Source organism: Pseudomonas putida, from assembly GCF_002025705.1.
Taxonomy (GTDB): Bacteria; Pseudomonadota; Gammaproteobacteria; order Pseudomonadales; family Pseudomonadaceae; genus Aquipseudomonas; species Aquipseudomonas putida_J.
Map to the genome: position 1 here is coordinate 5,651,012 of NZ_CP018846.1, position 24,617 is coordinate 5,675,628.

Annotated in this window: 2 protein-coding genes; both read left to right on the forward strand. The window is 62.4% G+C overall.

Annotation, left to right across the window (positions count from 1 at the left end; genetic code table 11):
- The first annotated feature begins 414 nt into the window (after window positions 1-414).
- A complete protein-coding gene (locus tag BUQ73_RS25540) occupies window positions 415-24,195 on the forward strand; it encodes an immunoglobulin-like domain-containing protein (protein WP_079230177.1) in 23,781 nt (7,926 codons plus the stop codon).
- A gap of 80 nt (window positions 24,196-24,275) precedes the next feature.
- Entirely contained in the window at window positions 24,276-24,617 is a 342-nt protein-coding gene (locus tag BUQ73_RS25545) for a hypothetical protein (RefSeq protein ID WP_027919379.1), read from the forward strand.

Genomic DNA, 24,617 nt, shown 5'->3' on the forward strand with positions numbered 1-24,617 from the left:
GCTGCCGGTAACGACCTTCGAAACTTGGACAGACCTCAACCTATAACAAAAGACTAACTACAGATACCGCAGGTGCAAGTCGAAGTTTCGTTGCAACTGCACCGCCTCTCACCACGGACCAGTGCAAGCCTAAGTACTGCAAGGCCTTCTGGGAAAGACCCCACGGCATATTGCGTACAACCACATTGCAACTAATACGAAAGTAAGTATTGGCAAGCTGCAATTTCACGTTATGACTTTAGATTGCCCGATATTTGCAACTCAGCGACGCGAGTCAATATATCGCCACTCTGAAACTGCAAATAAATGAACTGTACGAAAGTTTGACACACCTACGATAGCGGCACTTCAAATCATTCCACCGCCCCGCTTGCGGGGCATGGAAGGCACTGGTCGAGTTATCTGGAGAGTCCCATGAGCACTGTTGTAGCCATCGTCAAAAGCATTGTTGGCCAAGTCATCGCGGTATCCCCAGAAGGCATCCGCCGCGTGCTCATCGAAGGAGACCGCCTGTACGCCGGCGAACAGGTACTCACCGGTGTGGGCGGAGCCATCACCCTGCAGCTGACCGATGGCCGCTATGTGGACCTGGGCCGCGACAGCCAGTGGAGCGCCGGCACGCCTGACAGCAGCACCGACATGTGCCTGGCCACCACCCAGACGGCGCCGTCGGTGGAGCAGCTGCAACAGGCGATCCAGGCGGGCGTCGACCCGACTACGGCGCTGGAAGCCACAGCGGCGGGCCCGACATCTTCGGGCAGCAGCAGTGGCGCGCTCGGTGGCGGTCACGGTTTTGTCATGCTCGAGGAAACCGCAGAGCGGGTCGACCCGACCGTCGGCTACCAGACCGGTCCACTGAATTTCAGCGAGGGGCTGCGCTTTGAACAGTTCGCCGGCCGGGACGCTGCCGTTGCCGCAGATACGGGTACGGCCGTGACACTGAGCGCGACGCCGTCGATCAGCGAGAGCGGCGGCACCATCATCTATGTAGCTACGGTTGGCCAGGCTCCGCTGAGCGAACTGAGCGTGACCTTGTCCAATGGCGCAGTGATCGTGATCGCCGCCGGGCAGACCAATGGCTCGGTGAGTGTCGCAGTACCCGCCAACGACACGGCGTACATCGATGACCGGGTGCTGTCGGTGAACATCACCGGCACCAACGGGGGCGGACTCCCCGTCAGCATCGACGGCACCCCGGCCAGCACCCGTGTGGTCGATAGCGTCGACACCACCACCGCCCTGCTCAGCGCCACACCCTCGGTTGTCGAAGGCGGGGCAATCACCTACACCGTCACCCTGAGCAACCCGGCGCAGACCGCCGTCACGGTCAGCCTGTCCAATGGCCAGGTCATAAGCATTGCAGCGGGCCAGAGCAGCGGCAGTGTGTCGCTGCAAACGGCCAACGATGTGTACAAGGGCACCAGCTCACTCAGCGCCAGCATCACCTCCGTGACCGGGGGTAACTTTGAGCACCTGGAGGCCAACCCTGCCCCCGTTCTGACTGTGATCACCGACTCGGTTGATACCAGCACGGTCACTCTGACGGCCACCCCTTCAGTGAGCGAAAACGGCACCATCGTGTACACCGCAAGCCTCTCGGCGCCGGTCACCGGTACGCCGGTGGTGGTGAGTCTGGCCAACGGCCAGACCATCACCGTGGCGGTGGGCCAGAGCTCTGGCACGGTCAGCGTACCGGTGGGCAATGATGTGTATCAGGGGCCTGGGCAAGTCAGTAACAGCATCAGCGCCGTCAGCGGTGGCAACTTCGAAAACCTGGTCGCCAATCCGACGCCGGTCAGCACCTCGATCAGCGATGTACAGAACACCACCACGGTGACCCTGAGCGCGACCCCGAGCGTGGCCGAGGGCGGCCAGATCGTCTACACCGCGAGGCTCAGCAATCCCGGCCAGACCGCCGTCACCGTGACCCTGAGCAACGGCCAGAGCATTACCATCGCGGCCAACCAGACTTCCGGCAGCATCAGCGTGGCCGCACCCGGCGACGATCGCTATGTGGATGGCGGGCTGGTCAGCGCGCGCATCACCACTGCCAGCGGCGGCAACTTCGAGAGCCTGGCGATCAACAACACGCCAGCCTTGACCACGGTCACCGATACCCTCGATACCTCGACCGTGACGCTCAGCGCTACGCCTTCGGTAGCCGAGGGCGGCAGCATCGTCTATACCGTGACCGTGAATGCACCGGTAACTGGCGCCCCGCTGGTCGTCAGCCTTGCCAATGGCCAGACGGTCACCATCCCGGTAGGACAAAGTACGGGAGCAGTCACTGCAGCTGTGGATAACGATGCCTATCAGGGGCATGCGCCGATCAACAACAGCATCACCGGGTTCACCGGGGGTAACTACGAAAACCTGCTTGCCGATCAGACACCGGTCAGTACCACTGTCACCGATGTGCAAGACATCACTACCGTCACGCTCTCAGCCACGCCGTCCGTAGCCGAGGGCGGCACTATTGTCTACACCGCCAGCGTCGGGGCACCGGTCACCGGCAGCCCGGTCGTCGTCGGCCTGGCTAACGGGCAGACCATCACCATTGCGGTGGGCCAAAGCTCCGGCACCGCAACGGGTGCCGTGTCCAACGACGCTTACCAAGGCCATGCCGCAGTCAGCAACAGCATCACCAGCGTCTCCGGCGGCAATTACGAGAACCTGATCGCCAACCAGGCACCTGTCAGCACCACCGTCACCGACGTGCAAGACACCACTACGGTCACGCTCTCAGCCACGCCGTCCGTGGCCGAAGGCGGGACCATCACCTATACAGCCAGCGTGGGCGCTCCGGTCACTGGGAGTGCGGTCGTGGTCAGCCTGGCCAATGGCCAGATCATCACCATCCCGGTCGGCCAAAGTTCTGGCACCGCCACGGCCGCCGTCAGCAACGATGTCTATCAGGGCCATTCGGCCGTCACCAACAGCATCAGCGACGTCTCCGGCGGCAATTACGAAAACTTGGTAGCCAACCAGGCACCGGTCAGCACCAGCGTCACGGACGTGCAGGACACCACCACGGTCTCGCTATCGGCAACTCCGAGCGTCGCCGAGGGGGGACAGATCGTCTACACCGCGACCCTGACCGATGCCCCGCAGTCTCCGGTGACGGTCACCCTGAGCAACGGCCAGACCATCACCATCGGCGCCAACCAGATCTCTGGCAGCGTCAGTGTCGCCACGCACGGCGATAATCCTTACCTGGATGCCGGCCAGGTCAGCGCGAGCATCACCAATGCCTCTGGTGGCAACTTCGAGAACCTGGCGATCAACAGCTCTCCAGCGGTGACCAAGGTCACCGATACCGTCGACACATCGGTCGTGAGCCTGACCGCCACGCCATCGGTGGTTGAAGGCGGCACCATCGTCTACACCGCCGCGGTCACCGCACCGGTCACAGGTTCAGCCGTCGTGGTCACCTTGGCCAACGGCCAGACCATCACTATCCCGGTCGGGCAGAGTTCCGCCACCGCCACCGCTGCAGTCTCCAATGACGTCTACCAAGGCCACGCACCGGTCACCAACAGCATCAGCAACGTGTCCGGTGGCAACTACGAAAACCTGGTCGCCGATAAGACCCAAGTCAGCACCACCGTCAGCGATGTGACCGACACCACCACCGTCACCCTGTCCGCCACATCGTCCGTAGTCGAAGGCGGGACCATCCTCTATACGGCCAACGTGGGCGCACCGGTCACCGGCAGCCCGGTCGTGGTGACCCTGGCCAATGGGCAGACCATCACCATCCCGGTTGGCCAAAGCTCGGGGACCGCCACCGGTGCCGTCAGCAACGATGTTTACCAGGGCCATGCTGCCGTCACCAACAGCATCAGCAACGTATCCGGTGGGAATTACGAAAACCTGGTCGCGGACAAATCTCAGGTCAGCACCAACGTCTCCGACGTGCAGGACACCACGACCGTATCACTATCGGCGACGCCCAGCGTGGCTGAGGGCGGCCAGATCGTGTACACCGCCACCCTGACCAACGCTGCGCAGTCGCCGGTGACCGTCACCTTGAGCAACGGCCAGACCATCACCATCGCCGCCAACCAGACCTCCGGGAGCGTCAGTGTCGCCACCCATGGCGATAACCCCTACCTTGACGCTGGCCAAGTCAGCACGAACATCACCAGTGCCTCTGGCGGCAACTTCGAGAACCTGGCAGTCAACAGCACCCCAGCGGTGACCAACGTCACCGATACCGTCGATACCTCGACCGTCAGCCTGACCGCCACGCCATCGGTGGCTGAAGGCGGCACCATCCTCTACACCGCTACCGTCACAGCACCCGTCACAGGATCCGCCGTTGTGGTGACCCTGGCCAACGGCCAGACCATCACCATTCCGGTCGGGCAAAGTTCCGGCACCGCTACAGCTGCCGTGACCAACGACGTCTATCAGGGCCATCCGGCTGTCAGCAACAGCATCAGCAATGTGTCCGGCGGCAATAACGAGAACCTTGTCGCTGACAAGACGGACGTCAGCACTACCGTCACCGATGTTCAGGACACCACCACGGTTACCCTAACCGCCACGCCGTCCGTGACCGAAGGTGGGACCATTGTCTACACCGCTACCGTCGGTGCGCCGGTCACCGGCAGCCCGGTACTAGTAAGCCTGGCCAATGGGCAAACCATCACCATTGCGGTTGGGCAGAGTTCCGGCACCGCCACTGGCGCCGTGAGCAACGACGTCTACCAGGGCCATGCCCCAATCACCAACAACATCACGGCCGTCAGTGGTGGTAATTACGAGAACCTGGTCGCTGACAATTCAGCGGTCAGCACAAGCGTCACCGACACCGTCGATACCTCGACCGTAAGCCTGACCGCCACGCCATCGGTGGCCGAGGGCGGCACCATCGTCTACACCGCTACCGTCACCGCACCCGTCACCGGGTCCACCGTAGTGGTCACCTTGGCCAACGGCCAGACCATCACCATTCCGGTCGGGCAAAGTTCCGGGACCGCTACGGCTGCCGTGACCAACGATGTCTACCAGGGCCATCCGGCGGTCAGCAACAGCATCACGGCCGTCAGTGGCGGCAAATATGAAAACCTGGTTGCGGACAAAACCCAAGTCAGCACTAGCGTCACGGATGTGCAAGACACCACTACTGTTACCCTGACCGCCACACCGTCCGTGGCCGAGGGTGGCACGATCCTCTATACCGCCGCCGTAGGCGCGCCGGTCACCGGTAACCCGGTTGTGGTGACTCTGACCAATGGCCAGACCATCACCATTCCGGTCGGCCAGAGTTCCGGCACCGCCGCGGCTGCCGTATCCAACGACGTCTACCAGGGCCATGCCGCCGTCAGCAATAGCATCAGCAGTGTCTCGGGCGGCAACTACGAGAGCTTGGTCGCGGACAAGACGCAGGTCAGCACCAACGTCACCGACGTGCAAGACACCACCACCGTCTCGCTGTCGGCGACACCGAGCGTGGCCGAAGGCGGACAGATCGTTTACACCGCGACCCTGACCGATGCCCCGCAGTCTCCGGTGACCGTCACACTTAGCAACGGCCAGACCATCACCATCGGCGCCAACCAGACCTCCGGCAGCATCGCTGTCGCCGCGCCAGCCGATGATCTGTACCTCGATGCCGGCCAAGTCAGCACACACATCACCAATGCATCCGGCGGCAACTTCGAGAATCTGGCGGTCAATTCCACGCCGGCAGTGACCGATGTCACTGATACCGTCGACACTTCGACCGTAACCCTGACAGCCACACCATCGGTATCCGAAGGCGGCACGATCATCTACACGGCCACGGTGACGGTGCCAGTCACCGGCTCTGCCGTTGTGGTGAACCTGGCCAATGGGCAGACCATCACCATTCCGGTCGGTCAGAGCTCTGGCACCGCCACGGGCGCCGTGAACAATGATGTCTACCAAGGCCACGCCGCAGTCACCAACAAAATCACCAGTGTCAGCGGTGGCAATTATGAAAACCTGGTCGCGGACAAGTCTCAGGTCAGCACCAACGTCACTGACGTACAGGACACCACCACCGTCTCCTTGTCGGCTACGCCAAACGTGGCCGAAGGTGGACAGATCGTATACACGGCAACATTGACCAACGCCGCGCAGTCAGCGGTCACCGTCACGCTCAGCAATGGCCAGAGCATAACCATTGCCGCCAACCAGACCTCCGGCAGCATCACGGTTGCCGCGCCAGCCGATGATCCGTACCTCGACGCCGGGCAGGTCAGTGCACGCATTACCAATGCATCGGGTGGCAACTTCGAAAACCTGGCGATCAACGCCACGCCTGCAGTGACCAATGTCACCGACACCGTCGATACCTCGACCGTGAGCCTGACCGCTACGCCATCGGTCGCCGAAGGCGGCACCATCGTCTACACCGCAACCGTCACAGCCCCGGTCACAGGTTCTGCCGTAGTGGTGAACCTGGCCAACGGGCAGACCATCAGCATTCCAGTCGGGCAGAGTTCCGGTACCGCCACTGCTACCGTGAGCAACGACGTCTACCAGGGCCACCCAGCGATCAGCAACAGCATCACCGCCGTCAGCGGAGGAAATTACGAGAACCTCGTCGCTAATAGCGCCACGGTGAGCACGACCGTTACCGATGTCCAGGACATCACCACGGTCACCCTGACCGCCACGCCATCAGTAGCCGAAGGCGGCACCATCACTTACACCGCTTCCGTAGGTGCACCAGTCACTGGCAGCCCGGTCGTGGTGACCCTGACCAACGGCCAGACCATCACCATTCCAGTCGGTCAGAGCTCAGGCACCGCCACCGGTACCGTGAGCAATGATGTCTACCAAGACCATGCACCGGTCACCAACAGCATCAGCAACGTCAGTGGTGGCAGCTACGAAAATCTGGTGGCCGACAAGACGCAGGTCAGCACCAATGTCACCGACGTACAGGACACCACCACCCTGTCGCTCTCTGCCACGCCCAGCGTGGCAGAGGGCGGCCAGATCGTTTACACCGCCACCCTGAGCAATGCCGCACAGTCGGAAGTGACCGTCACCCTGAGCAATGGCCAGACCATCACCATCGCCGCCAATCAGACTTCAGGCAGCATCTCCGTGGCGGCGCCAGCCGATGATCCGTACCTCGATGCTGGCCAGGTCGGCGCCCGCATTACCAGCGCTTCGGGCGGCAATTTCGAGAACCTGGCGATCAATGCCACACCAGCGGTGACCAGTGTCATCGACACCGTCGATTCCTCAACCGTAAGCCTGACCGCAACGCCATCGGTCGCCGAAGGCGGCACCATCGTCTACACCGCAACTGTTTCCGCCCCCGTCACAGGCTCTGCCGTGGTGGTGAACCTGGCCAACGGGCAGACCATCACCATTCCAGTCGGGCTAAGCTCGGGGACCGCTACTGCTGCCGTATCCAATGACGTCTATCAAGGCCATCCGGCTGTCAGCAACAGCATCAGTAATGTAACAGGCGGCAACTTTGAAGATCTTGTTGCCGACAAGACGCCAGTCAGTACGACAGTCACGGACGTACAGGACACCACTACAGTGACGCTGACGGCCACGCCGTCCGTGAACGAAGGTGGGACCATCCTCTACACCGCCACCGTCGGGGCGCCGGTTACCGGTAGCCCTGTGGTGGTCAGCCTGGCCAACGGCCAGACCATCACCATTGCTGTCGGCCAAAGCTCGGGCACGGCCAGCGGCGCTGTGAGCAATGATGTCTACCAAGGCCACGCACCGGTCACCAACAGCATCAGCAACGTCAGTGGTGGCAGCTACGAAAATCTGGTGGCCGACAAGACGCAGGTCAGCACCAATGTCACCGACGTACAGGACACCACCACCGTCTCGCTGTCGGCGACGCCAAGCGTGGCAGAGGGCGGACAGATCGTTTACACCGCCACCCTGACCAACGCCGCACAGTCGGAAGTGACCGTCACCCTGAGCAATGGCCAGAGCATCACTATCGCTGCCAACCAGTCTTCCGGCAGCATCACAGTTGCTGCGCCAGCCGATGACCCGTACCTCGATGCCGGCCAAGTCAGCGCACGCATCACCAACGCATCTGGCGGAAATTTCGAGAACCTGGCGGTCAATGCCACACCAGCGGTGACCCATGTCACTGACACCGTAGATACCTCAACCGTGAGCCTGACGGCCACACCATCGGTGGCCGAAGGCGGCACCATTGTCTATACAGCCACGGTTACAGCGCCGGTCGCCGGTTCCGCAGTCGTAGTAAATCTGGCCAATGGGCAGACCATTACCATCCCGGTCGGTCAGAGTTCTGGTACCGCTACGGCTATGGTGTCCAACGACGTCTACCAGGGTCATGCGGCTGTCAGCAACAGCATCTCTAATGTTAGCGGCGGCAACTACGAGAACCTGGTCGCAGATAAAACCCAAGTCAGCACCAGCGTCACCGATGTTACGGATATCACCACGGTCACATTGACCGCCACGCCATCGGTCGCCGAAGGCGGCACCATCATTTATACCGCTACGGTGGGGGCACCGGTCACCGGCAGTCCGGTTGTGGTCAACCTGGCCAACGGGCAGACCATCACAATCGCCGTCGGGCAAAGCTCCGGCACTACCACGGGAGCCGTGACAAATGACGTCTACCAAGGACACGCGCCGGTAACTAACAGCATTACCTCCGTCAGTGGTGGTAACTACGAAAATCTGGTGGCCAACCAAGCGCCTGTCAGCACCACCGTCACCGATGTTCAGGACACCACCACGGTCACCTTGACCGCCACGTCATCGGTCGCCGAAGGCGGCACCATCGTCTACACCGCAACCGTCACAGCCCCGGTCACAGGTTCTGCCGTAGTGGTGAACCTGGCCAACGGGCAGACCATCAGCATTCCAGTCGGGCAGAGTTCCGGTACCGCCACTGCTACCGTGAGCAACGACGTCTACCAGGGCCACCCAGCGATCAGCAACAGCATCACCGCCGTCAGCGGAGGAAATTACGAGAACCTCGTCGCTAATAGCGCCACGGTGAGCACGACCGTTACCGATGTCCAGGACACCACCACGGTCACCCTGACCGCCACGCCATCAGTAGCCGAAGGCGGCACCATCACTTACACCGCTTCCGTAGGTGCACCAGTCACTGGCAGCCCGGTCGTGGTGACCCTGACCAACGGCCAGACCATCACCATTCCAGTCGGTCAGAGCTCAGGCACCGCCACCGGTACCGTGAGCAATGATGTCTACCAAGACCATGCACCGGTCACCAACAGCATCAGCAACGTCAGTGGTGGCAGCTACGAAAATCTGGTGGCCGACAAGTCGCAGGTCAGCACCAGCGTTACCGATGTGACGGACACCACTACCGTCACCCTGACCGCGACACCGTCCGTGGCCGAAGGTGGCAACATCCTCTACACCGCCACCGTCGGTGCGCCAGTCACCGGCAGTGCGGTGGTAGTCACCCTGACCAATGGCCAGACCATCACCATCCCGGTCGGCCAGAGCTCCGCAACGGCCACCGGCGCCATCAGCAACGACGTCTACCAGGGCCATGCGGCTGTCACCAACAGCATCAGCAACGTCACAGGTGGGAATTACGAAAACCTGGTCGCCGACAAGACGGCGGTCAGCACCAGCGTCACCGATGTACAGGACACCACCACAGTCTCCCTGTCGGCGACGCCGAGCGTGGCCGAGGGTGGCCAGATCATCTACACCGCCACACTAACCAACGCCGCGCAGTCGACAGTGACTGTGAACCTGAGCAATGGTCAGACCATCACCATCGCCGCCAACCAGACCTCCGGCAGCATCACCGTAGCGGCGCCAGCCGACAATCCGTACCTCGATGCCGGCCAGCTCAGTGCACGCATTACCAATGCATCCGGTGGCAACTTCGAGAATCTGGCGGTCAATTCCACGCCAGCCGTGACCAATGTCACCGACACCGTCGACACCTCCACCGTGACCTTGACAGCCACGCCGTCCGTGGCCGAAGGCGGGACCATCACCTACACGGCGAGTGTGGAGGCTCCAGTTACGGGCAGCCCGGTGGTGGTGAACCTGGCCAACGGCCAGACCATCACCATTCCAGTCGGGCAAAGCTCCGGCACCGCGACGGCCGCCGTATCCAATGACGTCTACCAAGGCCACCCGGCTGTCAGCAACAGTATTACCTTCGTCAGTGGCGGTAACTACGAAAATCTGGTGGCCAATCAAGCGCCTGTCAGCACCACCGTCACCGATGTCCAGGACACCACCACGGTCACCCTGACCGCCACGCCGTCCGCGACCGAAGGCGGCACCATCATTTACACCGCTTCCGTCGGAGCACCAGTCACTGGCAGCCCGGTAGTGGTGGCTTTGACCAATGGCCAGTCCATCACCATTCCGGTTGGCCAGAGTTCGGGCACCGCCACTGGCGTCGTCAGCAATGACGTTTTCCAAGGCCATGCCGCTGTCATCAACAGCATCAACGCCGTTTCAGGTGGCAACTACGAAAACCTGGTCGCGGACAAGTCTCAGGTCAGCACCAACATCACTGACGTGCAGGACACCACTACCGTGTCCCTGTCAGCGACGCCAAACGTGGCAGAAGGTGGGCAAATCGTTTACACCGCCACGCTGACCAACGCCGCGCAAACCGCCGTGACTGTCACGCTGAACAATGGCCAGAGCATCACCATCGCCGCCAATCAGACCTCCGGCAGCATCAGCGTTGCGGCGCCAGCCGATGATCCGTACCTCGATGCCGGCCAAGTCAGCGCACGCATCACCAACGCATCTGGCGGCAACTTCGAGAATCTGGCGGTCAATTCCACGCCTGCAGTGACCAATGTCTCTGATACCGTCGACACTTCAACCGTCACTCTGACCGCCACGCCTTCGGTGGCCGAAGGTGGCACGATCATCTACACCGCATCCGTCACCGCCCCCGTCACAGGCGCTGCCGTGGTCGTAAATCTGGCCAACGGCCAGACCATAACCATTCCAGTCGGGCAAAGTTCCGGCACCACTACGGCTGCCGTGTCCAACGACGTCTACCAAGGCCACCCAGCTGTCACCAACAGCATCAGCAACGTCACCGGCGGAAATTACGAGAACCTGATCGCAGACAAGACCCAGGTCAGCACCAGCGTCACTGATGTGCAGGACACCACTACCGTCTCCCTGTCAGCGACGCCAAGCGTGGCCGAAGGTGGGCAGATCGTTTACACCGCCACCCTGACCAACGCCGCACAGTCGGAAGTAACCGTCACGCTCAGCAATGGCCAGAGCATCACCATCGCCGCCAACCAGACGTCAGGCAGCATCAGCGTGGCAGCGCCTGGTGATGATCCGTACCTCGATGCCGGCCAGGTCAGTGCGCGGATCACCAATGTTTCTGGCGGAAACTTCGAGAGCCTGGTAGTCAACAGCACGCCGGCGGTGACTAATGTCACCGACACCATCAACACCTCGACCTTAAGCCTGACTGCCACGCCATCGGTGGCTGAAGGCGGGACCATCGTCTACACCGCAACTGTTTCCGCCCCCGTCACAGGCTCTGCCGTGGTGGTGAACCTGACCAACGGCCAGACCATCACCATCCCCGTTGGGCAGAGTTCCGGCACCGCAACGACAGCCGTCAGCAACGACGTCTACCAGGGCCACCCCGCCGTCAGCAACAGCATCAGCAATGTGTCAGGCGGCAATTATGAAAACCTGGTGGCGAACAAGGCGGTGGTCAGCACTACGGTGACAGACGTGCAGGACACCACCACGGTGACCTTGACCGCCACGCCTTCCGTGGCCGAGGGCGGGACCATTGTTTACACCGCCACCGTCGGTGCTCCGGTCACTGGCAGCCCAGTCGTGGTCAACCTGGCCAATGGGCAGACCATCACCATCCCGGTTGGCCAGAGCTCCGGCACCGGCAGCGCTTCCGCCAGCAATGATGTCTATCAGGACCATGCGCCGGTCACCAATAGCATCAGCAACGTCAGCGGCGGTAATTACGAGAATCTGGTGGCAAATACCGCCACGGTCAGCACTACGGTTACCGATGTGCAGGACACCACCACTGTTACGCTGACAGCCACGCCGTCCGTGTCCGAAGGTGGGACCATCCTCTACACCGCCACCGTCGGGGCGCCGGTTACCGGTAGCCCTGTGGTAGTCAGCCTGGCCAACGGCCAAACCATCACCATTGCTGTCGGCCAAAGCTCGGGCACCACTACAGGCGCCGTGAGCAACGATGTCTACCAAGGCCATGCCGTGGTTACCAACAGCATCAGCAACGTCAGCGGCGGCAATTATGAAAACCTGGTCACAAACCCAGCGCCTGTCAGCACCGCCGTCAGCGATGTGACAGACACCACCACCGTGTCGTTGTCGGCGACGCCAAGCGTGGCCGAAGGCGGACAGATCGTGTACACCGCCACCCTGACCAATGCTGCGCAAACTGCAGTAACTGTCACCCTGAGCAATGGCCAGACCATCATCATTGCCGCCAACCAGACTACCGGCAGCATATCGGTTGCTGCGCCAGCGGATGATCCCTACCTCGATGCCGGCCAGGTCAGTGCCCGCATTACCAATGCATCGGGTGGCAACTTCGAAAACCTGGCGATCAACGTCACACCTGCAGTGACCAATGTCACCGACACCGTCGACACCTCGACCGTAAGCCTCACTGCCACACCATCGGTCGCCGAAGGCGGGACCATCGTCTACACCGCAACCGTTACCGCCCCCGTCACAGGCGCTGCCCTGGTGGTGAACCTGGCCAACGGACAAACCATCACCATTCCCGTTGGGCAGAGTTCCGGCACCGCAACAGCGGCCGTCAGCAACGACGTCTACCAGGGCCACCCCGCCGTCAGCAACAGCATCAGCAATGTGTCAGGCGGCAATTATGAAAACCTGGTGGCGAACAAGGCGGTGGTCAGCACCACGGTGACGGACGTGCAGGACACCACTACGGTGACGTTGACCGCCACGCCTTCCGTGGCCGAAGGCGGCAGCATCCTCTACACCGCCACCGTAGACGCACCGGTCACCGGTAACCCGGTGGTGGTGGCCTTGACCAATGGCCAGACCATTACCATCCCGGTTGGCCAAAGCTCCGGCACCGTTACCGGTGCTGTCAGCAACGATGTCTACCAGGGCCATGCGCCGGTCACCAATAGCATCAGCAATGTTTCCGGCGGCGCTTACGAAAACCTGGTCGCGAACACCGCCACCGTCAGCACCATCGTCACCGATGTCCAGGACACCACAACAGTGACACTGACCGCCACGCCGTCAGTGGCCGAGGGCGGCACCATCCTTTACACCGCTACCGTAGGCGCACCTGTCACTAGCAGCCCGGTCGTAGTCAGCCTGGCCAACGGCCAGACCATCACTATCCCTGTCGGCCAGAGCACCGGCACGGCCACCGGCGCCGTCAGCAACGACGTCTATCAGGGCCATGCCGCCGTTACCAACAGCATCAGCAATGTATCCGGTGGCAACTACGAGAACCTGGTGGCCGACAAGACCCAGGTCAGCACCAATGTCACCGACGTGCAGGACACCACCACCGTGTCGCTGTCAGCGACGCCAAGCGTGGCCGAAGGCGGACAGATCGTGTACACGGCGACGTTGACCAACGCCGCGCAATCAGCGGTCACCGTCACGCTCAGCAATGGCCAGACCATCTCCATCGCCGCCAACCAGACCACCGGCAGTATCACTGTTGCCGCGCCAGCCGATGATCCGTACCTCGACGCCGGCCAGGTCAGCGCACGTATCACCAACGCATCTGGCGGCAACTTCGAGAACCTGGCGGTCAACAGCACGCCAGCAGTGACCAATGTCACCGACACCGTCGACACCTCGACCGTAAACCTGACCGCCACGCCATCGGTCGCCGAAGGCGGCACCATCGTCTACACCGCAACTGTTTCCGCCCCCGTCACAGGCTCTGCCGTGGTGGTGAACCTGGCCAACGGGCAGACCATCACCATTCCGGTCGGGCAAAGTTCCGGTACCACTACGGCTACCGTTTCCAACGACGTTTACCAGGGTCACCCTGCCGTATCCAACAGCATCTCCAACGTCAGCGGCGGCAACTATGAAAACCTGGTGGCGAACAAGACGGCAGTCAGCACCACGGTGACCGATGTTCAAGACACCACCACCGTCACCCTGACGGCCACGCCGTCCGTGACCGAAGGTGGGACCATCCTCTACACCGCCACCGTCGGGGCGCCGGTTACCGGTAGCCTTGTGGTGGTCAGCCTGGCAAACGGCCAGACCATCACCATCCCGGTCGGCCAAAGCTCGGGCACCACCACCGGCGCCGTGAGCAACGATGTCTACCAAGGCCACGCCGCAGTCACCAACAACATCACCAGTGTCAGCGGCGGCAATTATGAAAACCTGGTCGCAAACCAAGCGCCTGTCAGCACCGCCGTCAGCGATGTGACAGACACCACCACCGTGTCGCTTTCAGCGACGCCAAGCGTGGCCGAAGGTGGGCAGATCGTTTACACGGCGACGTTGACCAACGCCGCGCAGTCGCCCGTGACTGTGAGCCTGAGCAACGGCCAGACCATTACCATTGCCGCCAACCAGTCCTCCGGCAGCATCACCGTTGCCGCACCAGCTGATGATCCGTACCTCGACGCCGGGCAGGCCAGTGCGCGTATTACCAATGCATCCGGTGGCAACTTCGAGAGTCTGGTGGTCAATTCCACGCCGGCAGTAACCAATGTCACTGATACCGTCGACACCTCGACCGTAAGCCTGACTGCCACGCCATCGGTGGCTGAAGGCGGGACCATCGTCTATACCGCCACCGTGACCGCGCCGGTCACCGGCTCTGCCGTGGTCGTGACCCTGGCCAACGGGCAGACCATCACCATTCCCGTTGGGCAGAGTTCCGGCACCGCAACAGCGGCCGTCAGCAACGACGTCTACCAGGGCCATCCCGCCGTCAGCAACAGCATCAGCAATGTGTCAGGCGGCAACTATGAAAATCTGGTGGCGAACAAGGCGGTGGTCAGCACCACGGTGACGGACGTGCAGGACACCACCACCGTCACCCTGACGGCCACGCCATCCGTGGCCGAAGGCGGGACCATTGTTTACACCGCCACCGTCGATGCCCCCGTCACTGGTAGCCCAGTCCTGGTCGACCTGGCCAACGGCCAGACCATCACCATCCCCGTTGGGCAGAGTTCCGGCACCGCAACGGCGGCAGTCAGCAATGACGTCTACCAGGGCCACGCGCCGGTCACCAACAGCATCAACAATGTGTCTGGCGGCAACTACGAGAATCTGGTCGCCGACAAGACCCAGGTCAGCACCAGCGTCACGGATGTGACTGACACCACTACCATTACCCTGACGGCCACGCCGTCGGTGGCCGAGGGCGGCACCATCCTTTACACCGCCACCGTGGGTGCGCCGGTCACTGGTAGCCCGGTCGTAGTGACCCTGACCAACGGACAGACCATCACCATCCCGGTCGGTCAGAGCTCTGGCACCGCTGCGGGCGCCGTGAGCAATGACGTCTACCAAGGCCACGCGGCAGTCACCAACAGCATCAGCAACGTCAGTGGTGGCAGCTATGAAAATCTGGTTGCGGACAAGACGCAGGTCAGCACCAACGTCACTGATGTGCAGGACACCACCACCGTCTCCTTGTCGGCTACGCCAAGCGTGGCCGAAGGCGGCCAGATCGTATACACCGCCACACTGACCAACGCCGCCCAGACCGCAGTGACCGTCACCCTGAGCAATGGCCAGAGCATCACCATCGCTGCCAACCAGTCTTCCGGCAGCATCACCGTAGCGGCGCCAGCCGATGATCCATACCTCGATGCCGGCCAAGTCAGCGCACGCATCACCAATGCATCTGGCGGCAACTTCGAGAATCTGGCGATCAATGCCACACCGGCAGTGACCAGCGTCACCGATACCGTCGACACTTCGACCGTGACGCTCACAGCCACACCATCGGTGGCCGAAGGCGGCACCATCATCTACACCGCAACCGTCACCGCCCCCGTCACTGGCTCAGCCGTAGTCGTGACGCTGGCCAACGGGCAGACCATCACCATTCCAGTCGGGCTAAGCTCGGGGACCGCTACTGCTGCCGTATCCAATGACGTCTATCAAGGCCATCCGGCTGTCAGCAACAGCATCAGCAATGTGTCCGGTGGCAACTATGAAAATCTGGTGGCGAACAAGGCGTTGGTCAGCACTACGGTGACGGATGTCCAGGACACCACCACTGTTACCCTGTCCGCTACGCCGTCCGTAGTTGAAGGAGGGAACATTCTCTACACCGCGACGGTAGGCGCTCCGGTTACTGGGTCTGCCGTGGTGGTGACCCTGACCAACGGGCAAACCATCACCATTCCGGTCGGGCAAAGTTCGGGGACCGCCACGGCGACGGTCTCCAACGACGTATATCAGGGCCATCCCGCCGTCAGCAACAGCATCAGCAACGTCAGCGGCGGCAATTACGAAAACCTTGTCGCCGACAAGACCCAGGTCAGCACCAACGTCACCGATGTACAGGACACCACCACGGTCTCGCTGTCGGCGACGCCAAGCGTGGCCGAAGGTGGCCAGATCGTTTACACCGCCACCCTGACCAACGCCGCGCAGTCGGCGGTGACTGTGAGTCTGAGCAATGGCCAGACCATCACCATCGCCGCTAACCAGTCTTCCGGCAGCATCACAGTTGCTGCGCCAGCCGATGATCCGTACCTCGATGCCGGCCAGGTCAGTGCGCGGATCACCAGTGCTTCTGGCGGAAACTTCGAGAACCTGGCGGTCAACAGCACGCCGGCGGTGACCAATGTCACCGACGCTGTCGATACCTCGACTGTCGCTCTGACCGCCACACCATCGGTCGCCGAAGGCGGGACCATCGTCTACACCGCCACCGTGACCGCGCCGGTGACAGGCTCTGCCGTGGTCGTGACCCTGGCCAACGGCCAGACCATCACCATCCCCGTTGGGCAGACTTCCGGCACCGCAACGGCAGCCGTCAGCAACGACGTCTACCAGGGCCACCCCGCCGTCAGCAACAACATCAGCAATGTGTCAGGCGGCAATTATGAGAACCTGGTAGCGAACAAGGCGGTGGTCAGCACTACGGTGACGGACATGCAGGACACCACCACGGTGACCTTGACCGCCACGCCGTCCGTGGCCGAAGGCGGGACCATTGTTTACACCGCCACCGTCGGTGCTCCGGTCACTGGCAGCCCAGTCGTGGTCAGCCTGGCCAATGGCCAGACCATCATTATCCCTGTCGGCCAGAGTGCCGGCACGGCCACCGGTGCCGTCAGCAATGACGTCTACCAGGGCCATGCCGCCGTTACAAACAGCATCAGCAATGTATCCGGTGGCAACTACGAGAACCTGGTGGCTGACAAATCCCAGGTCAGCACCAGCGTCACCGACACCATCGATACGTCGACCGTGACCTTGATGGCCACGCCGTCGGTCGCCGAGGGCGGCACCATCGTCTACACCGCGACCGTCAGCGCACCGGTCACCGGCAACCCGATGGTGGTCACCCTGATTAACGGCCAGACCATCACCATCGCGGTCGGACAGAGCTCAGGCACGGCCACGGGTATCGTGAGCAACGACGTCTACCAAGGTCATGCGCCGGTCACCAACGCCATCAACAACGTATCTGGGGGCAACTACGAAAACCTGGTCGCCGACAAGACCCAGGTCAGCACCAGCGTTACGGATGTGACCGATACCACCACGGTAACCTTGACTGCTACGCCGTCCGTGGCAGAGGGCGGCACCATCATCTACACCGCCAGCGTGGGCGCGCCGGTCACCGGTAGCGCGGTGCTCGTCACCCTGACCAATGGCCAGACCATTACCATCCCGGTCGGCCAGAGCTCTGGCACGGCCACCGGTGCCGTCAGCAACGACGTCTACCAGGGCCACGCGCCGGTCACCAATAGCATCAACAATGTGTCTGGCGGTAACTACGAGAATCTGGTGGCCGACAAGACTCAGGTCAGCACCAGCGTCACGGATTTAACCGACACCACCACAGTCACGCTGACCGCAACGCCGTCAGTGGCCGAGGGTGGGACCATCATCTACACCGCCACGGTCGGTGCGCCGGTCACTGGCAGCGCGGTCGTGGTGACCCTGACCAACGGCCAGACCATCACCATACCGGTCGGCCAGAGCAGCGGCACGGCCACCGGTGCCGTCAGCAACGACGTCTACCAGGGCCACGCGCCGGTCACCAATAGCATCAACAATGTGTCTGGCGGCAACTACGAGAACCTGGTGGCCGACAAGACTCAGGTCAGCACCAGCGTCACGGATGTGACTGACACCACTAGCGTTACCCTGACGGCCACGCCGTCCGTGGCCGAGGGCGGGACCATTGTTTACACGGCCAGCGTGGGTGCGCCGGTCACCGGTAGCCCGGTGGTGGTCAGCCTGGCCAACGGCCAGACCATCACCATTGCGGTTGGCCAAAGTTCCGGCACGGCCACCGGCGCCGTCAGCAACGACGTCTATCAAGGCCATGCGCCAGTTACCAATAACATCACTGGCGTCAGTGGCGGCAACTATGAAAACCTGGTCGCCAATAGCGCCACCGTCAGCACCACGGTGACCGACGTCCAGGACACCACCACCGTCACCCTGACCGCCACGCCTTCCGTGGCCGAAGGCGGGTCCATCCTCTACACCGCCACCGTCGGCGCCCCGGTCACAGGCAGCCCGGTGGTAGTCACCCTGGCCAACGGCCAGACCATCACCATCCCGGTCGGCCAGAGCAGCGGCACGGCCACCGGCGCCGTCAGCAACGACGTGTATCAGGGCCACGCCGCCGTCACCAACAGCATCAGCAACGTGTCCGGCGGCGGCTACGAGAACCTGGTGGCCGACAAGACCCAGGTCAGTACCAGTGTCACCGACGTGCAGGACACCACCACGGTGTCGCTGTCGGCAACGCCGAGCGTGGCCGAAGGTGGCCAAATCGTCTACACCGCCACCCTGACCAACGCCGCGCAAACCCCCGTGACCGTGACCCTGAGCAATGGCCAGACCATCACCATCGGTGCTAATCAGAACTCAGGCAGCGTGACCATTGCAGCGCCTGGCGACGATCCCTACATCGATGCCGCCCAGGTCAGCGCCCGCATCACCAACGCCACTGGAGGCAACTTCGAGAACCTGGCGATCAACAGCACGGCTGCGGTAACCAATGTCACCGATACCATCGACACCTCGACCGTAAACCTGACCGCCACGCCTTCGGTGGCCGAGGGCGGCACCATTGTCTACACCGCCACCGTCACTGCGGCGGTCACCGGCAGCCCCGTGTTGGTGACGCTGGCCAACGGGCAGACCATCACCATTGCGGTCGGCCAGACCTCCGGCACTACCACGGCCGCCGTGTCCAACGATGTCTACGTGCGCCATGCCGCGGTCACCAACAGCATCAGCAATGTGTCCGGTGGCAATTACGAAAATCTGGTGGCCAACAAGACGGCGGTCAGCACCACCGTCACCGATGTGCAGGACACTACCACCGTCACCCTGACGGCCACGCCATCCGTGGCCGAGGGCGGCACCATCACTTACACCGCAACCGTTGGCGCGCCAGTCACTGGCAGTGCCGTGACGGTGACCCTGGCCAACGGCCAGACCATCACCATACCGGTCGGCCAAAGCTCCGGCACGGCGACAGGCAGCGTGACCAACGACGTCTATCTGGGCCACGCGCCAGTCACCAACAGCATCACCAACGTTTCCGGCGGCAGCTACGAGAACCTGGTCGCCAATACCGCCAGCGTCAGCACCTCGGTCACCGATGTGCAGGACACCACCACCGTGACCCTCAGCGCCACGCCATCCGTGGCCGAGGGCGGCACCATCATCTACACCGCCACCGTCAGTGCTGCAGTCACCGTGACTCCGGTGATCGTGAACCTAACCAATGGCCAGACCATCACCATTGCAGTCGGCCAAACTTCCGGTACCGCCACGGCCGCGGTGACCAATGATGTGTATCAGGGCCATGCCGCCGTAACCAACAGCATCAGCAGCGTTTCTGGTGGCAGCTACGAGAACCTGGTGGCCAACAAGGCCGTGCTCAGCACCAGCGTCACTGATGTGCAGGACACCACCACAGTCAGCCTGACCGCCACACCCACCGTGGCCGAGGGCGGCCAGATCGTCTACACCGCGACCCTGACCAACCCGGCACAGACAGCAGTGACCGTGACATTGAGCAACGGCCAGACCATCAGCATCGGTGCCAACCAGTCATCCGGAAGCGTCACCGTGGCCGCGCCAGCCGATGACGTCTACATTGACGCGACCACGGTCAGCACCACTATCACCAACGCCACCGGCGGCAACTTCGAAAGCCTGGTGGTGAACCCGGCGCCAGCGGTCACCGCCGTTACCGACACGTTGAACACCACCACACTCGGCATCACCGGCTCCGCCACCGTGGCCGAGGGCAACAATGCCACCTACACCCTGACCCTGAGCAATCCGCCGCAAACCGACGTGGTGGTCAAGTTGAGCTACAGCGGCACCGCCACCAACGGCGTCGACTATACCGGCGTGGCCACGGTAACCATCAAAGCCAACAGCAACCAGGCCACCTTCTCCATCCCGACCATCAAGGACAACATCACCGAAGGCACCGAGCAGTTCACCATCAAGATCGACTCGGCCACCGGTGGCAACTTCGAAGGGCTTGCGGTCAGCAGCACTGCGGGCAGCATCACCACCCAGCTCTACGAGCCGGCCCCGGTGCTGGACCTCGACGCCAACGACTCCAGCGGCAAGACGGGGGCGGACTTCCAGACCACCTTCACCGAAAACGGCAGCGGCAACTCGATCAGTGACCTGGATATTTCCATCACCGACTTCGATAGCACGCAGATGGCCGGTGCCACCGTCACCTTGACCAACGCCCAGGCAGGCGATGCGCTGAACCTGGGCAGCAGCGTCAACGGCATCACCATCACCTCCAGCGTGACCGCCGGCAAGGTGGTGCTGACCCTGACAGGTAACGCGTCGCTGGCCGACTACATGCAGGCAATCAAGAACATCACCTTCATAAACACCAGCGAGGACCCGAGCACTACGCCGCGGATCATTACGGTCACGGTCACCGACGGGGTCAATGTGTCCAATACCGCAACCACCACGGTCAACGTGGTGGCGGTCAACGATGCACCGGTGTCCATCGGAGGCTCCGTCACCGGTGTCGAGGACACTGCGCTGGTGCTGAACTGGAGCAACTTCAACGTTACCGACGTCGACAGCCCCACTTCGAGCCTGGGCATCACCATCACCCAGTTGCCGACCCTTGGCACCCTGCAGTACAACAACGGCACCGCCTGGGTGAACGTGACAGTCAACCAGACCGTGAGCCAGGCCGACATCGCCGCCGGCAAGCTCAAGTTCGTGCCGCTGGCCAACCAGTCCGGTGCCGATGGCTACGGCGGCACTGGTGTTGGCAACAACCAGGCTGACTACGCGCAGATCAAGTTCAAGCCCACTGACGGCATTACCCCGGGCACTGAAACCACGCTGAAGGTCGACATCACGCCGGTCGCCGACGCCCCGACCTTGAGCATCGGCAGCAACAACGTCAATTCGCTGGGCCTGACCAAGGAAACCTGGACTACCCTCACTGGCCTGGGCACCAACGGCAACGGCATTACCGGCGATGCGCTGAAGACGGTGTTCACCAACTCGGGCACTGCCACTACGTCAGCCACCACCACTAATGTGCAGTCCGACGCCACCGTAGCGGCCCAGAGCGGTTCGAAGACATCCGGCCTGGTGTACCTGGAAGCCGGCAAGACCTACACCTTCAGCGGCACCGCTGACGACAGCCTGCTGGTGAACATCGGCGGCAAGAGCGTGGTCACCGCCACCTGGGGTGCTGGCGGCACCGTCGCGGGCACCTATACGCCCACCACCAGCGGCTACTACACCCTGGAGATCTACCACGCCAACCAGTCGGGCCCAGGCAGCTACGACGTCAATATCAAGGTTGGCAGCGGTACAGTGGGCGACTTCAACAGCACCACCATCGCCATGTACCCAAGCGTCACCGCCCTGGCCAACGCCGGCGTCACGCTATCCGACCTGCACGGTAGCGGCGGCCAGGGTTACTACGATGGCTACAAGCTCAACGAAGGGCCAGAGAACGGCAGCGTCAAGCTGGTGGGCATCAGCAGCAGCCTGACCGACATCGACGGTTCCGAGGCGCTGAGCGTCAAGCTGGGCGGCATCCCGGCCGGCTCGGTGATCAGCGATAGCGCCGGGCATAGCGCTACTGTGGGTAGCACGGCGGTCGACGTCAGCGGCTGGACCCTGAACAGCCTGACGATCAAGACGCCGTCCTACTACAGCGGTCAGTTCGATGTGAAGGTCACCTCGACGTCCACCGAGTCGGTCGGCGGCAGCTTTGCCACCACCGAGGGCACGCTCAAGGTCACGGTGTACCCGGACACCTACACCACTTCCCAGCTGACCACCGCCAACGACAGCACGACCGGCACCTATGGTGACGACATCATCATCGCTGACACCGCCGGCCTGCATATGGCCGCCGGTACCAACTACAACCTCGCCTTCATCGTCGACACCTCGGGCAGCATGAGCACCACCGGCATCGAAGCGACCAAGGCGTCGCTGGCCACCACGTTCCAGGCGTTGCTGGCGGATGCCAAAGCCACCGGGGTCGGTACGGTTAACGTGCTGCTGGTGGACTTCGCCACCCAGGTCAAGAGCACCGTCGCAGTCACCCTCAACGATGCCGGCCTCAAGACCCTGCTCAATGCGCTGAGTGGCATGAGCGCGGACGGCGGCACCAACTACGAGGACGCGTTCAAGACCACGGCCAACTGGTTCCAGAACCTGAAGAATGCCGGCGTCACCGGCACCAACCAGACCTACTTCCTCACCGACGGCCAGCCAACCTATTACCAGACCGGCGAACAGACCAACCCGGCCCTGGCCAACAGCACGGTCAAACTCGACACGCTGCTTGGCAACATCAGCTACAAGATGGGCGACACCCTGACCAACTACCAGCTCGACACCAGCAACCGGGTGTCGATCGACGCCACCGGCAAGCTCACCGCCGAAACCCGCAGCTTCGACCTGCTGAGCCTGAGCTACAAGTGGAGTGCCGTCACCACCGGCCTGATCCACGCCGAAGGCAACGGCGGCTATGAGCTGTCGAAACTGGCCGGCACCGGCAGCACCACGACCAGCGACACCCTGAGTAACGCCACCTCCAGCTTCGCGCTGCTGTCGGCGCTTTCGTCGGTCGAGGCCGTCGGCGTCGGAACTGGCATCAGCAGCACCGACCTGAAGCCGTTCGACAGCGACGGCGTACCGCAGGTCAACATCGACCCCGCCAAGATCACCGATGCGATCCTCGGCCACACCGACCAGACCATCGCTGGCGCCGATACGATCAACGGCGGCGATGGCCACGACATCATCTTCGGCGACCTGGTGAGCTTCGACTCGATACCCGGCAGCGGTATCGAGGCCGTCCAGGCCTTCGTCGCGACCAAGCTGGGCGTGGACGCGAGCCTGGTGGATGCCAAGGTGATGCACCAGTACATCACCGAGCATTACACCGACTTCGATCTGTCGCGCGCCAACGACGGTGCCGACACCCTGATGGGAGGCGGCGGCAACGACATCATCTTTGGCCAGGGGGGCAACGATTACATCGATGGCGGCAAGGGCAATGACATCCTGCTCGGCGGGACTGGCAACGACACTTTGCTGGGTGGCGAAGGCAACGACCTGCTGTTTGGCGGGGCCGGCAATGACACGCTGATCGGCGGCAAGGGCAACGACATCCTCAGCGGTGGCGCCGGTGCAGATACTTTCGTCTGGAAAGCCGGCGACACCGGCCAGGACGTGATCAAGGACTTCAAGTTCAGCGAAGGCGATCGCCTCGACCTGACCGACCTGCTGCAAGGTGAGCGCGGCTCGACCATCGACAACTATCTGAAGATCACCACCGTGGGCGGCGATTCGACCCTGCAGATCAGCACCGAGGGCAAGCTCAACGCTGCCGGCGGCCTGGCCAACGCCGATGTCACCATCAAGCTGGAGGGGGTGGACTGGTCGCACACCACGATCAACTCGTTGATCAGCGGCGCCGACCCGACCATCAAGATCGACAACAGCAACAGCTGACGGGCAGGCGCAGTTGGGCAAAGTTGCCTATGCTGCGCCAGAACCGACCCTGAGGGTTCAACGTGACGAGGATGGACGCCATGTTCTATGTGCAACGCGACGGCGAGGGGCAGTTGGCGCGGGTGGAAGCCGCGCCCTATGCCGAGTACACGGAAATCCTGCCCGCCGACCATGCGGAAATCCAGGAGTGGTTCGCCGACGATGTCGTCGAAAACAGCCTCAAGCAACTCAAGCAAAGCGACCTGGACATGATCCGCGTGCTCGAAGACCTGATCGAGGTGCTGACAGCCAAGGGCGTGTTCAGCATCACTGACCTGCCGCCGGGGGCACAGGCCAAGCTGCTCAGCCGCTCCAGCGCGCGCAAGGCGCTGGGCAGCCTGAACAACCTGATCGAGGAAGAGGAGGAAGGCGGCCTGATCTGA